12 protein-coding genes are annotated in these 14,276 nt (G+C 70.6%); 3 read left to right on the top strand and 9 right to left on the bottom strand.

Translation table 11 applies throughout. The features are described from left to right. Positions 1–8: 8 nt before the first annotated feature. The 6 genes from ABZ863_RS10240 to ABZ863_RS10215 form a co-directional block, all read right to left on the bottom strand. The gene (locus ABZ863_RS10240; protein ID WP_358533417.1) at positions 9–1,388 is read right to left on the bottom strand and encodes a replication-associated recombination protein A; all 1,380 of its coding nucleotides are present in this window, start codon (positions 1,386–1,388) and stop codon (positions 9–11) included. A 43-nt stretch (positions 1,389–1,431) separates the two neighbouring features. Beyond that, on the bottom strand, positions 1,432–2,226 hold the full coding sequence (locus ABZ863_RS10235; RefSeq protein ID WP_358533414.1) for a methyltransferase domain-containing protein: 795 nt from the start codon (positions 2,224–2,226) through the stop codon (positions 1,432–1,434). A 55-nt stretch (positions 2,227–2,281) separates the two neighbouring features. After that, positions 2,282–3,169, bottom strand: a complete 888-nt coding sequence (locus ABZ863_RS10230; protein WP_358533411.1) for an SGNH/GDSL hydrolase family protein — start codon at positions 3,167–3,169, stop codon at positions 2,282–2,284. A 92-nt stretch (positions 3,170–3,261) separates the two neighbouring features. Beyond that, on the bottom strand, positions 3,262–4,476 hold the full coding sequence (locus ABZ863_RS10225; protein WP_358533409.1) for a phosphotransferase: 1,215 nt from the start codon (positions 4,474–4,476) through the stop codon (positions 3,262–3,264). Positions 4,477–4,816: 340 nt separating this feature from the next. Further along, on the bottom strand, positions 4,817–6,583 hold the full coding sequence (gene aspS / locus ABZ863_RS10220) for an aspartate--tRNA ligase (RefSeq protein WP_358533406.1): 1,767 nt from the start codon (positions 6,581–6,583) through the stop codon (positions 4,817–4,819). A gap of 431 nt (positions 6,584–7,014) precedes the next feature. After that, positions 7,015–8,688: an intein-containing Rv2578c family radical SAM protein gene (locus ABZ863_RS10215; RefSeq protein WP_358533404.1), complete on the bottom strand. Its 1,674-nt coding sequence runs from the start codon at positions 8,686–8,688 to the stop codon at positions 7,015–7,017. 266 nt (positions 8,689–8,954) lie between these two features. Between ABZ863_RS10215 and ABZ863_RS10210 the strand changes: the two genes are divergently transcribed. Next, positions 8,955–10,382 (top strand): YibE/F family protein, encoded by a 1,428-nt coding sequence (locus ABZ863_RS10210; RefSeq protein ID WP_358533401.1) that lies wholly within the window; start codon positions 8,955–8,957, stop codon positions 10,380–10,382. On the opposite strand, the gene ABZ863_RS10205 is transcribed toward ABZ863_RS10210, so the two are convergent. After that, positions 10,339–11,007 (bottom strand): hypothetical protein, encoded by a 669-nt coding sequence (locus ABZ863_RS10205; RefSeq protein ID WP_358533398.1) that lies wholly within the window; start codon positions 11,005–11,007, stop codon positions 10,339–10,341. The two genes, ABZ863_RS10210 and ABZ863_RS10205, sit on opposite strands and share 44 nt — an antisense overlap. Beyond that, positions 11,004–11,678: an MBL fold metallo-hydrolase gene (locus ABZ863_RS10200; protein WP_358533894.1), complete on the bottom strand. Its 675-nt coding sequence runs from the start codon at positions 11,676–11,678 to the stop codon at positions 11,004–11,006. The genes ABZ863_RS10205 and ABZ863_RS10200 overlap by 4 nt, the downstream gene beginning before the upstream one ends. 157 nt (positions 11,679–11,835) lie before the next feature. Between ABZ863_RS10200 and ABZ863_RS10195 the strand changes: the two genes are divergently transcribed. Then, a complete protein-coding gene (locus ABZ863_RS10195; protein WP_358533396.1) occupies positions 11,836–12,687 on the top strand; it encodes a peptidylprolyl isomerase in 852 nt (283 codons plus the stop codon). Next, positions 12,687–13,475: an aminotransferase class IV gene (locus tag ABZ863_RS10190; protein ID WP_358533393.1), complete on the top strand. Its 789-nt coding sequence runs from the start codon at positions 12,687–12,689 to the stop codon at positions 13,473–13,475. Before ABZ863_RS10195 ends, ABZ863_RS10190 begins: the two co-directional genes overlap by 1 nt. Positions 13,476–13,481: 6 nt before the next feature. Here the strand turns inward: ABZ863_RS10190 and ABZ863_RS10185 are convergent, their stop codons facing one another. After that, a complete protein-coding gene (locus ABZ863_RS10185) occupies positions 13,482–14,258 on the bottom strand; it encodes an enoyl-CoA hydratase-related protein (RefSeq protein ID WP_358533391.1) in 777 nt (258 codons plus the stop codon). Positions 14,259–14,276 lie beyond the last annotated feature (18 nt).

Below are 14,276 nucleotides of genomic sequence, written 5' to 3'. Positions count from 1 at the left end.
GACAGCCCCTATCCGCGCAACCTCTCACTCCGGATGGTGCGGCGCAGCTTCGGCACCCGCTCGGCGAGCGTGCGCTCGGCGCCACGCTGGGTCGGCTGGTAGTAGTCCCTGCCCAGCAGCTCGTCCGGCGGGTACTGCTGGGCCAGTACGCCGTCGGCGACATTGTGCGGGTAGCGGTAGCCCTGCGCGTTGCCGAGCTTCGCGGCCCCGGCGTAGTGCCCGTCCCGCAGGTGTGGCGGCACGGTGCCGACCCCGCCGGCGTGGACGTCGGCCAGCGCCGCGTCGATGGCGGTGATGACCGCGTTGGACTTGGGTGCGGTGGCCAGGTGCACCGTGGCTTGTGCCAGCGCGAGCCTGCCCTCCGGCATGCCGATGAACTGCACCGCGTGTGCGGCCGCCACCGCCGCCTGCAACGCCGTCGGATCTGCCATCCCGATGTCCTCGCTGGCGTGCACGACGAGCCTGCGTGCGATGAAGCGCGGGTCCTCCCCCGCCGCGATCATGCGGGCGAGGTAGTGGAGTGCGGCGTCGACGTCGGAACCGCGGATGGACTTGATGAACGCGCTGATCACGTCGTAGTGCTGGTCGCCGTCGCGGTCGTAGCGCACCGCAGCCTTATCCACAGTGGACTCGACGGTCGCCAGTTCGATGGTGCGCTGCGCGGTGGCGGTGGCCGCGTCCGCGGCGGCCTCGAGTGCGGTGAGCGCGCGCCGGGCATCCCCCGCCGCCAGCCGCACCACGTGTGCCATGGCCTCGTCCGTGAGTTCGTACTCGCCGCCGAGGCCCCGCTCGTCGGCGAGTGCACGCTGAAGCAGGTCGCGGATGTCGTCGTCGGTCAGCGGGCGCAGCTGCAGCACCAGTGACCGCGACAGCAACGGCGACACCACGGAGAACGACGGGTTCTCGGTGGTCGCCGCGACCAGCAGCACTGTGCGGTCCTCCACGGCGCCGAGCAGCGCGTCCTGCTGGGTCTTGGAGAAGCGGTGCACCTCGTCGATGAACAGCACGGTGTTCTCGGCGTTGTAGCGCCTGCGCCGCCGCGCCTCCTCGATGACGCCGCGGACCTCTTTCACACCGGCGGACAGCGCCGACAACGCGACGAAGCGGCGCCCGGTCGCGGTGGACACCAGGTTCGCGAGCGTGGTCTTACCGGTGCCCGGTGGCCCGTACAGCAGCACGGAGGCGGGGGCCGCGCCCTCGACGAGCCTGCGCAGCGGTGCACCCTCGCCCAGCAGATGCTGCTGGCCGACGACCTCGCCGAGCGTGCGCGGTCGCATCCGCACGGCCAGCGGCGACCCCGGCGGCACGGGCGGCGGCGACACCGCGGCCACGGGTTCCGGGGGCGGCGCGAGGTCCGGATTCACCGTGAAGAGTTCGTCTTGTTGCACACCTCGACGGTAGCGGCGAGGGCCGACAACCGGCGCAGACACCTCAACGGCGGACCGCACGGTACCTCAGATACTCGGCAGGCAGGACGAGCGTGCCGTCCGTGGCGGTGTTGAACGACGACACCAGTTCGGTCAGCTCGGCGGCCAGCCGCTCCTGGCCTTCGGGGGGCAACCCGCCGAAGGTGGTGATGGTGGGGCCGAAATAGGCGCGGAACCCTTCCACGTAGCTCGCCACCGAGGGATAGCGGAAGACCTGGTCCAGGGTGCTCGCGCGGACCTCACGCACATGGTCGCCGAGCAACTCCGCGAGCCCGGCCTCCTCGCCCCAGACCATTGGTGACGGCAGGTCCTTCGGTGGCGGGACGTAGCGGGCGTACAGCTCGAACACCTGGCCGGCGAACCCGCCCGCCGTCCAGTTGGTCAGCCCGAGGCGGCCACCCGGACGGCATACGCGCACGAGCTCGTCCGCCGCCTGCCGCTGATCCGGTGCGAACATCACCCCGATCGTGCTGAGCACGACGTCGAACGCGCCGTCCGCGAAGGGCAGCTCTTCGGCGTCACCGACCTGGAACGTGACCGTGAGCTGCTCTGCCGCGGCACGGACGCGGGCCCGCTCGACGAGCGCGGGGACGTAGTCGATCCCGGTCACCACGCAGTGCCTGCGCGCCGCCGACAACGCCGTGTTGCCGCTGCCGGTGGCGACGTCGAGGACCCGCTCACCACCCCGCAGATCGATGTCCTCACACAGCAACTCGCCCATCAGTGGCATCGCGCCGGCGATCTTGGCGTAGTCACCGCTGGCCCAGGTGCGCCGCTGCGCGGCCTTGAGTTCGGTCATCACCTCAGCGTGCGCCGGGCGGACCGGCCCCTGGAACACCGGGATTTTCAGGCGCTCACGAGCGCACCGCGGCGGGCAGCTCCTGTGGGCTGGTGCCTTCCGTGTCCGCTGTGCCGGCTTCCCGGCGGGGACGCCAGGCGCGCCCGGCCATCGAACGCAGGATGATGCCCGCCGCGTACGGCAGCAGGTCCCGGCCACGCCGCCACAACCAGGGCGCGCCCTTGACCACCAGCCAGCCCACGTGATCGAGAGTGCTCGTCTGCGCCCCGCCGGAGCAGGTGAGCCCGACCGGCGCGGGCACAGCGAACCCGGCCTGGCTCAGTAGTTCGGTGAATCCGCGTGCGAGCAGCCGGTGTCCCAGCTCGGACGGGTGGAGCCGGTCGACGCTCCACGACGCCAGGTCGTAGGTGCCTGGTACGGCGTCGAGGTCGAGGCAGGGCACCTCGTGCCGCGTGACGGCGGTGCCGATGGCGGCGTTGAGCTCGCCGATACGGGCCCGCAGGGCTCGGCGCAAAGCGCCGGGCAGGCGGAATACCCTGCCGTGATCGTGGAAGCACACCACGACCGGCAGCGCGCCCTCCGCGAGCAGGGCGGCCAGCACCCGGTCGAGGTCTGCGGCGAGCTTCGCGGGATCGAAGTCGGAGCGCAGGGTGTCGTTCATCCCGGCAACCAGCAACACCACGTCGGGGCGATGGGCGAGCGCGACGGGCAGCTGTTCAGTGCGTACGCACCGCATGCGCGCGCCGGTGAAGGAGCAGTTCAGGTAGCCGTCGGGGGTGATGCCGAGTGCCTCGGCGGCCAGCGGCCCGACACCGCGCCAGCCGCCGCCCGGCAGTGGATCGCCGAGCCCGACCGCGGTCGAGTCGCCGAGCACGGCCAGGCGCTGGGCCGTGCGGGTGGGAGCGTCGGGAGCGGGAGTCTTGGCGGAGTCGTCGCGCACCACGACTGACACCTTCAGGTGCCCACACTCACCACCGGTGATGCCTGGGTAACGTCAGGCGGTCGGCCTGGCGAAAGCTTGGTGCCGGCGGGGCGCTAGCGGAACGCCGGATACAGCGCGAGCTGCAGGCCACGACCGAAGCGGGCACCGAGGGCCTCCGCGACGGCGGCGGCGTGCTCGGCGACGGCTTTCTCACCGTCGCGCTCGGCGTGCTCGCCGAGGTCACGCCACCAGGTCACGAGCGCTGCGGGGCGGCTCGTCGGGGTAACGCCGCGGGCGGCACCGAGGGCGGGCAGGTGCCGCCACGTGGCGTGCCAGACCAGTAGCAGCTCGGTGTCGAGCAGGTAGGCCGCCAGTGCGTCCTCGTCGGCCAGCGCGGGCCACAGATCCACAACCTCGGCACGCCAGGCCGCCACCATCGCCTCGCTCATCCCGCGTGGCAGGGCGAGCGGCTGCGGGCTGGACACGAACGGCACCCGCAGATGCGCCGCATCGACAAGTGCGCTGCGGACACGGCCGCGCTCGAAGTCGAGGAACCGCACCCCTTCCGCGGTCACCAGGTTGTTGTCCGGCCACAGATCGACTGGGCTGAACGCCCGGTACCCCGGCGAACGGGTGTGGTCCGCTGCGCGCTTGGCGGCCTCCCGCACGGCGGGCGGAGTGAGCAGGCCGAACGTCTCGTTCAGCAACACCGGCAGTCGCTCGGCGGCGGCCGCGAACCCGGTCTCGGCATGACCGGCCTGCCGGGCACCCTCGTCGGCGCGTTCCCGCGTACCGAGCCTGCGCAGGAGCGCGTGGAAGTCCGCTTCCCGGTTGGCGGTGCTGAAGTGCATGCGCCCGAGCGCACGCGCCCACGACAGCAGTGCCGTCTCCGCGGCGCGGCTGTCCGAGCCGCGGAGCTTGTCCTCCAGCGTGGCGGTCCGGCCGAGGTCGTCGATCACGAGCACCCGGTGATCGGCACCGTGTGCCAGCAGCTCGGGGCACGTCCGGTCCTCCGACGGAAGTGCGGTGAAGAGCTGGTAGCTGGCGGCCTCCCGCGCGTACGGGTCGTCCCCTCCGGGCTGCGGTGACCCCGGGTAGTGCTTGATCACCAACGTGCGTGGCAGGGCGAACGGCGACGACGCCACCCGCGCTCTGACCACCGTGGCCGGGCCACTCCCGGCGAGGTCTTCGGCATCGATCAAGGTGATCGTGCTGCCGAAACGTTGTGCGAGCACTGATTCAGCAGCGGCGACAGCGGCGTCGATCGAGAGGTACCCCGCTCCTGCATCGACTGTTGAATCGTCGGTCGAGGAGGTGTCCACAGTCATTGGCTTCGACCCTACTAGTGAACGGGTAACGATGACCACAAACGTTTGCCGACGAAACGTTTCGCCGTCGAACGCCGGTGGTTGTGAGATCGGGCGCCCGCGTCGTGCGGCCCCGCACGCGCCGGGCATTACGCAGGCACGGCTCGCCGGAACCCAGATCGATGCGTACGCGTCGGCGCGCATCGCCGCGGGCGCCTGGTGCGCACGCCGCCCGGGAACCGAGCGGCGTGTGCCGACGCCGCGCCGGCCGGGGAACCGAGCGGCGAGCGTCGCCACGGGCGCGTTATGCGCACGCCGCCCAGAAACCGGGCGGCGTGCAGTCCGGGTGGCGGGGCGTCAGCTAGCCGCGCGGCTGCGGCTTGGCGTCGACGCCCGCTTCCTTGCGCTGCTCGGCGGTGATCGGCGCGGGTGCACCGGTCAGTGGGTCGAAACCGCCACCGGTCTTCGGGAAGGCGATCACGTCGCGTAGCGAGTCGGCACCGGCGAGCAACATGACGATGCGGTCCCAGCCGAACGCGATGCCACCGTGCGGCGGCGGGCCGAACTGGAAGGCATCCAGGAGGAAGCCGAACTTCTCCTGCGACTCCGCCTCGGAAAGCCCCATGATCTCGAAGACCCGCTTCTGCACGTCGGCGCGGTGAATACGGATCGAGCCGCCACCGATCTCGTTGCCATTGCAGACGATGTCGTAGGCATAGGCCAGCGCGTTGCCGGGGTCCGCCTCGAACTTGTCGATCCACTCCGGGGTCGGCGAGGTGAACGCGTGGTGCAACGCGGTCCACTTGCCACTACCGACAGCAACGTCGTCGGTCTCGTCCGCCGCCTCGAACAGCGGGAAGTCCACGACCCACACGAAAGACCAGGCGTTCTCGTCGATCATGCCGAGCCTGCGGGCGATCTCCACACGTGCGGCGCCGAGCAGCTGCCGGGCGTCGTTCGGCTTGCCCGCGGAGAAGAACACGCAGTCACCCGGCTTCGCACCGGCAGCGGCCGCCAGGTTCTCGCGTTCGTGCTCGGACAGGTTCTTCGCGACCGGGCCCCCGAGGGTGCCGTCCTCGCCGATGAGTACGTACGCGAGGCCCCTGTGCCCGCGCTGTTTCGCCCATTCCTGCCACGCGTCGAGCTGTCGCCGCGGCTGGTCCGCGCCGCCGGGCATCACGACGGCACCGACGTACGGCGCCTGGAACACCCGGAACGGCGTGTCGGCGAAGAACTCGGTCAGCTCGGTCAGCTCGAGCCCGAAGCGCAGATCCGGCTTGTCCGTGCCGTACTTGGCCATGGCTTCCGCGTAGCTGATGCGCTGGAACGGGCGCGGCACCTCGACGTCGATCAGCTTCCACAGCGCCGTGACGACCTGCTCGCCCATCGCGATGACGTCGTCCTGCTCGACGAAGCTCATCTCGATGTCGAGCTGCGTGAACTCCGGCTGCCTGTCGGCGCGGAAGTCCTCGTCCCGGTAGCAACGGGCGATCTGGTAGTAGCGCTCCAGCCCGCCGACCATCAGCAGCTGCTTGAACAGCTGCGGCGACTGCGGCAGCGCGTACCAGGAACCCGGCCGCAACCGAGCCGGCACGAGGAAGTCCCGGGCGCCTTCCGGCGTCGACCGGGTCATCGTCGGTGTCTCGACCTCGACGAAACCCTGGTCGTGCAGCACGTTCCGCGCAACGCGGTTGACTTCGCTGCGCAACCGCATCGCGTTCGCCGGGCCACCGCGCCGCAGGTCGAGGTAGCGGTACTTGAGCCGGATCTCCTCACCGACGTCGAGCCGCTCGTCGATCGGGAACGGCAGCGCCGCCGACTCGGACAGCACCTCCAGCTCGGTGACCAGCACCTCGATCTCGCCGGTCGGGATCTCCGGGTTGTCGTTGCCCTCCGGCCGCTTCGCGATCTCGCCGACGACCTTGATGCAGTACTCCGCGCGGAGCTGGTGTGCCCGCTCGGCCATCTCGCCTTCCCGGAACACGACCTGTGCGATCCCGCTCGCGTCGCGCAGGTCGATGAAGATCACCCCGCCGTGATCGCGCCGCCGGGCCACCCAGCCGGTGAGTGTGACGGTCTGGCCGGCCTGCTCGGCACGTAGTGTGCCGGCGTTGTGGGTGCGAAGCACTTCGCGGGGTCCTCTCGGAAAGCGGTGGTCACGGTCTTGCCATCGGTGTTTGCCGGCAACACGCCGACGGCTCAGGTTAACCAACCGGCCCTGGTTGGCCGCCACCAGGTTTCCCAGACGGAGCCCGCGTCACGCATCGCTGCGCACTGCGGGCGGCGGCGTCACAACAATGTCATCTGGCCTCCCTCCGTGCGCGCACTTTCGCCAGCGGGACGCGGCATGCTGCCCTCCGGCCAGCCTGCGTCCCCATCCCCTGGCACCCCGCGTTCCGCTCCGCCCGAGCGCGGTGCGAGCCCGTGCCGCCTCAGCAGTGGTGTGACCCGCGCCGAGAGCCACTTCCGGTAGCCGGCCTGCACGTAGCTGCCCCGCGCGTACAGCTCGCGATAGCGCGGGACGAGCTCGGGGTGCTGCGCGGCAAGCCACTGCGCGAATCACTCGCGCGCGCCCGGGCGCAGGTGGAGCGGAATCACGGTGACGCCCGTCGCCCCTGCCTCGGCGACGGCCGCCAGCAGCCCGTCGAGCGCCTCGACCGAGTCGGTGAGGCCGGGCAGTACCGGAGCGACGAACACGCCGCACGACAAGCCCGCCTCACGAGCCTTGCGCACCAGTTCCAGCCGCGCCTGCGGGCTGGGCGTGCCCGGTTCGAGCGTGCGCTGCAGTTCCCGGTCGAGCAGGGCGATCGACACACCGAGCCCAACCGAAACGTCCGCGCTCACCGAACGCAGCAGCGGCAGGTCCCGTGCGAGCACCGTGCCCTTCGTGAGGATCGAGAACGGTGTTCCCGACCGCGCAAGCGCGGAGATGATGCCCGGCATCAGCTCGTACTTGCCCTCCGCACGCTGGTACGGATCGGTGTTGGTGCCCATCGCGACGTGCTCGCGCTGCCAGCTCCGCCTGCGCAGCTGGGCGGTGAGAACCTCCGGCGCGTTGACCTTCACCACGACCTGAGTGTCGAAATCGCGCCCGGCGTCGAAGTCGAGGTAGGTGTGCGTGTTGCGGGCAAAGCAGTTGTGGCTCACCACCCCGTTCGCAATGAAGTCACCTGCGCCTGTGGTGATGTCGAACAGCGGCAGGCGTTTCCCGAGTGGTTCGACGGACACCACACCCAGCTTCGCCGCCGATTTGATGGCCGTGCCGTCGATGGTGCGTTTCCTGGTGACCGCCGGACCGGTCGTGTGGAAGAACCGCAGCCGCTCACCGAGCCCGCCGGCTAGCCGGAGCACGCGCAGGCCGCCAGCCCGGCCCGGGTCCTCCACGACATGAGCGAAACCGAACCGCTTCAACGCCACCCGCGCCGTGCTCAGGACCGTCGCATCAGTGAGAGGAAGGCGGAGGATCCCCCGCGAATGGCTGCCCTCGATGTCGAAGAGCCCGGCGAGGAAGCCCCGCTGCCAGTCCTCTTCAGGCGCGATGGGGAACTCGCCCGCATCGACGTCACAGTCCGGTGCGAACCGCCGGAGCCGGTCCAGTACCTCCGCCTCCGCCGGGCGCCGGCCCGCGTGCGCACCAGCGAGGTAACCGGCCCGGTACGCAGGAGTGTCCGGTGGCCCCGCCGCGAACCGGCCGACCCCCAGCAACGCGTTGCCGGTCGTCAGGTGCGGGCGCCGCGCCGCGCCCTGCCGCGCACCGGTGACGTGCTTCCAGCCCCGGTTGGTCAGGAACCGGTGATCGCCGCTGGCGACCAGCTGCGTCCCGTCCTCCAGCGTGACCCGGTACGCGGGCTTCATGGTCGCCCAGTGCGCGAGCACCCTGGTCGGTATGTATCGCCGGTACCTGCCTTCCAGACGGGTTCCATAGACCTGCTCCCCCACGCGCAGCTCGGCGAGCGGCTTGGTGCGGCCGTCGGCGAGCAGGATCGGCGTGTCCCCCGCCAGGCAGTAGGTACAGGCATGCGAGCACCCCCGGTACGGGTTGACCGTCCACTGGAATGGCATCCGCGACGCATTCGGGACCTTGTTCAGTACCGACCTGGCATGCACCTCATGGAAGGTGACGCCGGAGAACTCCGGCGACCGCACGGAGCGGATCAGCCCGGACACGCCGAGCAGAGCCTGCTCGGCACTCCCGTCTGCGCGCTTGTCGGCTCGCTGGCCATCCCATCTCACAGCCTTGATTCGAACACATGTTCGATGTATTGTCAAGCGAAAGGCCCTGTAGTTGCAGCGGCCGGGAAGGGGTTCGAGGAAGAGTTCTTAGGAAGAAACAGGGCGGCATGGTGGCGGCTGGGTCGCTGTCACGTCCGACCCCCAGCCGGACGTGACAGCCGGGACCGAGCCCGTCACCACGCCGCCCACCGTCGAGCGATGTTCTCGATCAACTCAGACGCGGGCCCGTGACGACGGGTTCCGCCGAGCTACCGCAAGATAGGCCGGTGCTCCGCGATATCGCCGATGACGACACCGGCCCCGTCGAACGGGTGGCCGGGGCCGGACAGGCCCCACAGCCGAACCGCCAGCCGGAGCCGCGCGGGGGCACAACCGGCCGTATGGGCGCCCGGGACACGAGACCGCGCTCTGCCGAGCGGGCAACGCACCACCGCGCCGAACCGCCAGCCGGACATGGACACGGCCATGGGCATGGACATGGACATGGCCCTGCCGGGCCTGCTTCCCGCCGGGTGCGGGTTCTGCTCGTCTGCCTCCTCGCGCCGTTCGCGCTGGCGACAGTGGCGGCCGTGGCGTTGCTCTTCCCGTGGGGTGAGCCTGCCGCCCACAGCCGGCATTCCGTGGGCACGCCAGTGCATGGGGAGGTCACCGCGACCGCGACCGGACCGTGCCTTGCGCCCGGCCAGGTGCAGGTCGGCGAGCCGGCACCCGATGACCGGTCCTGCCTGACCGTCGATGTCGTCCTCACCGACGGCGAGGCCTCCGGCCAGACGATCAGCAAGACCGTGCCCATCGAGCCGAGTACCCCGCGGTTCACGGCAGGTGACGCGGTCGTGCTGTCCTACACCGGCTCCCAGCCTGCCGATCCGGAGTCGTACCAGATCCAGGACTTCCAGCGGGGTGTGCCGCTGCTGCTGCTCGCCGCACTGTTCGCCATCGCGGTGCTCGTGCTGGGACGCTGGCGCGGGCTCGCCGCGCTGGTGGCGCTGGGACTGAGCTTCGCGGTGCTCGCCGTGTTCGTCCTGCCTGCGATCCTGCACGGGGAAAATCCGCTGGCGGTGGCGATCGCGGGCTCGAGCATGATCATGCTCGTAGCGCTGTACCTCACGCACGGGGTCTCCGCGCGCACATCGGTGGCCGTGCTCGGCACCATGGTGAGCCTCGCGCTCATCGGCGTGCTGTCGGTGATCTTCTCCGCCGCGGCACAACTGACCGGGCTCAGCGACGACACCGCCTCGCTGATCGCCGCGCTCGGGCACGGCATCGACGCACGCGGGCTCCTGCTGGCCGGGGTCGTCATCGGCGCCCTCGGCGTGCTCGACGACGTGACGGTGACCCAGACGAGCGCGGTCTGGGAACTACGCAGGGCGAACCCCGCACTGAGCTGGCGCCAGCTCTACAGCGCTGGCCTGCGTATCGGGCGTGACCACGTTGGCTCGGCTGTGAACACCCTGGTCATGGCCTACGCGGGCGCGGCGCTGCCGGTGCTGCTGATCTCCTCGTTGTCCGGCGTTGGCCTCGGCACGATCCTGGGCTCGGAGGACATCGCCTCCGAGATCGTGCGCACGTTCGCCGGCAGCATCGGCATCGTGGCGGCCGTGCCGGTGACGACCCTGCTCGCCGCACTCATCGTGGTGCGCGAGGAGGACGTCACTCCAGCGTCGCGACGAACCGGCTCACCGCGTCCATCGTGAACCGCTGGGCGAGCTTGCCCGACGGCGCCACGGACCCGAGCCGGTAGAGCGGGCGGTCGGCCGCGGCGTCACCACGGGCCTCCGAGCGCAGCTGGGCCACGAGCAGCTCGGAGAACACCATGCCGTTGGCGTCGAAGTTGTTGGCCAGCGCGTCGGCGAGTCTGCGCAGCGCCAGAATCCCCAGCTCGCGGCCCCCGGTACCGGCGTAGACCGCCAGGTCGATCTTGACGGCGTTACCGCGCTGCCCCGCGTTGATGAGCAACCCGACGGTGCGGGTACCGCGGACGTCGGTGACCAGCAGATCGATGCGCTTGGCCGTGACGAGGTCGATGCGGCGGGTGCCCCAGTTCCGCACGGCCACCGTGTGCCCCTCCAGCCACACCTGCCGCCGCGCGGTGAACGACACCAGGTACAGCAGCGGCAGCGCGACGACGGTGGCGACCACCAGCCCTGCGGTCTGCCCGCCGATCAGCCCGGCGATCCCGCCGAAGGCAGCGGCGAAGATGACCACACCGACCAGGCCCGACACGGCGCGACGGCGGCGCAGCGCCGGATTGTCGCCATAGAGCGAGATCCTCTCCGGCTCCGGCGCCGGCGTGCGCTGCACCTGCTCGGGCTCACTCATGAGATACCCCCTCGCGCACCGTCTCCGAGAAACGGGTTCGTGGCCTTCTCGCGGCCGATGGTCGTGTTGGGCCCGTGCCCGGGCAGGACGACGGTGTCGTCCGCGAGCGGCAGCAGCGTGGTCCGCAGCGACCGCATGATCGCCGCGCCATCGCCGCCCGGCAGGTCGGTCCGCCCGATCGAGCCCGCGAAGAGCGTGTCCCCGGTCAGCGCGAGCTGACCGCCCTGCGTGCTGCCGAGCAGCAGGACCACAGAACCCGGGGTATGCCCCGGCGTGTGCTCGACGATGATCCGCAGCCCCGCCAGTTCGAGCGTGCCCTCGCCGAGCTCGCTGACCCGTCGCGGCTCGGCGAGCGTGCGGGGGCCGAGCGCGGCGGCGAGCTGCGGACCGAGCCCACGCAACGGATCCGAGAGCAGCGGCCGGTCCTCGAGCCTGATCCACACCGGGATGCCGTGCGCGTCGGCGACCGTGGCCGCGGACGCCACGTGGTCGAGATGACCATGGGTGGCCAGCACGGCCGCGGGGGTGAGGTGATGCTCCCGCAGCGCCTCGTCGATGCGCTCGGTGGCGCCTTCACCTGGATCGACGATCACGCACTCGCGGCCGGCACCGGAGGCCAGCAGGTAGCAGTTCGCCTGGAACGCGCCGGCCGGAAACCCGACGACGAGCACGAAATCCACCTCCGCGATTGGGATCTGCCCCACCCTAGCCGCCCCTCTACCGGGTTCTCACAGACAGTGCCCATAGACTGCCGCCAGCCCGCAGCCGCCCGCCTCGGCCGGTCGCGGGTGTCCGCGAGGCGAATCTCGAGAACTTCTGGGAGGGCAGGTGGCGACCAACCAGCAGCGCCGTGAGGCTGCGAAACGCAAGCTCGAGCGGCAGCTCGTGCGCCGGGCCGAGCAGGCGAAGCGACGCAGGATCATCGGCGTCGGCGTGACCGTCGGTGTGGTCGTCATCGTCGCGGGGCTGGTGGTGATCCTGACGACCCAGGGCGGCGACGACCCCAACGCCGAGCCTGCCCAGTCCTCGTCGGCCGCACCGTCGTCACCGCAGATCGACATCCCCACTCAGCGCATGCAGCCCGCGGCCCGCCCCGAGCCCCTGCCGAACCCGGCCACCTGCGAGTACCCGACCTCCGGCGAGGCGGCCAAGCAGGTGAACCCGCCCAACGGCCAGAACGTCTCCGCCGAGGGCACCGTCAACGTCACCCTGCACTCGAGCGCGGGCGACATTCCGCTGGCCCTCGACCGCGCGCTGGCGCCGTGCACGGTGAACAGCTTCGTCAGCCTGGCCGAGCAGGGCTACTACACCGACACGGCATGCCACCGGCTCGGCACCACCGGCCTGCAGATGCTGCAGTGCGGCGACCCGAGCGGCAGCGGCAGCGGCGGCCCCGGCTACACGTTCGGCGACGAGACCTTCGACTCGCTGACCTACGGCCGCGGCATCCTGGCGATGGCCAACGGCGGGCCCAACACCAATGGCAGCCAGTTCTTCATGGTGTACGGCAACGCGCCGCTCTCCCCGGACTACACGGTGTTCGGCACGATCAGCGACGCGGGCCTGCAGGTCCTCGACGAGATCGCCCGTGCAGGCGATGACGGCAGCTTCGAGCCGAGCCCCGGCGGCGGCAAGCCGAACATGGACGTGACGTTCACCGGTGTCACCGTCGACGCGTAGTGCGGGCTGAGCTCAACGGTTCGCCGGCCACCGCGGAGCAGCTCGCTGTGTCCGCGGTGGCCGGTTACGGCCACTTCACGACGATGCAGGTGCGTGCGGGGCGCGTCCGCGGTGTGGATGCGCACCTGCGACGGCTGGCCACCGCGACCCGCACACTGTTCGGCACCGACCTGGACACCGGGCTGGTGCGTACCTACCTGCGCCGGGCGGTCTCCGGCGCCGATGCGGTGACGGCCAGGGTCACGGTGCTCTCGCTGGCGACACCGCGGGGTGCGGCGGCCCCGGTCGAGCCCGACGTGCTGGTGACGTTGCGTGCGCCGAGTGAGCCGTCCACGGTGCCCGTCCGGCTGCGGTCCGTGCGGCACGAACGCGTGTTGCCGGAGGTCAAGCACGTCGGCACGTTCGACCTGTTCCATCACACCCGCGAGGCCCAGCGTGCCGGGTACGACGACGCACTGTTCGTCAACGCCGCCGGCTTCGTCTCCGAGGTGTCGGTCTGGAACATCGGCTTCTTCGACGGGGAACGCGTGCTCTGGCCGGACGCGCCGAAACTCGCCGGCACCACACAGCTCCTGCTCGAACATGGGCTCGCGGCGCTGGGTGTGCCCACGCGCACCCTGCCGGTTTCGCCGGCCGCAGCGCGGGCGGAACGTTCGGCGTTCCTGTGCAACTCGGCCGATCCGGCCCGCCCGGTCGCCGCGATCGACGACACCCCACTGACCATCGATCACGCGCTGACCGACCTCCTCACGCGCGCGTTCGCCACCAACGCCTGGGTAGCGATCTAGCCGGAGTCAGCCGGTGAATCTCGGGGGCCGGCGTTCGAGGAAAGCGGCCACGCCTTCGGCGTAGTCGGCGCCGTGCACGACGGCGCCGCGGATCTCGTCCACTTCGGAGTCTGCCTCGGCCTGGCCGGACAGGATCTTCTCGATGATCCGGTTCATCCCGCGAACCGCAGGCTGAGACCGTGAACACAGCGTGCGCACGAACTCCATTGTGGACTCTTCGAGGGCCGCTTCCGGGAACACGTCGTTGACCAGCCCCATCTCGCGCGCCCGTGCGGCATCGACGAGCTGACCGGACAGCAGCAGGTACCGCGCATGCGCGGGGCCGACGAGCAGCACGAGCCGGCGGGTCGACGTGAAGTGGTACACGATGCCCAGCTTGGCCGGGGTGATCCCGAAACGTGCGTCGTCGGCGGCGAACCGGAAGTCGCAGGCCACAGAAAGCTGGCAGCCGCCGCCAACGCAGTTGCCGCGGATCATCGCCACGGTGGGCTTGCACAGCGAGCTGAGCGCGTGCACCGCGGCGTCGACGGCCTTGTCGTAGGTCGCGGCACCTTCAGCGGACGAGCGCAGGTCACGGAACTCGCCGATGTCGGCGCCCGCCGAGAAGTCCGCACCGGCACCGGTGAGCACCAGCACCTTCACCGCGGGATCCTGCGCCACCTCGTCGACGAGACCGGGTATGGCCGACCACATGTCGTAGCTGATGGCGTTGCGCTTACCGGGCCTGGCGAAGGTCAGCCGCGCGACCTCGCCGTCACGTGCGAATTCGATCCCCTCGGTCATGACACCGCAGCCTAGGGC

Source organism: Saccharomonospora sp. NPDC046836, from assembly GCF_040645195.1.
GTDB lineage: Bacteria > Actinomycetota > Actinomycetes > Mycobacteriales > Pseudonocardiaceae > Prauserella_A.
The sequence above is the reverse complement of the archived record's forward strand: the minus strand, read 5'-3'. Positions and strand labels throughout refer to the sequence as shown.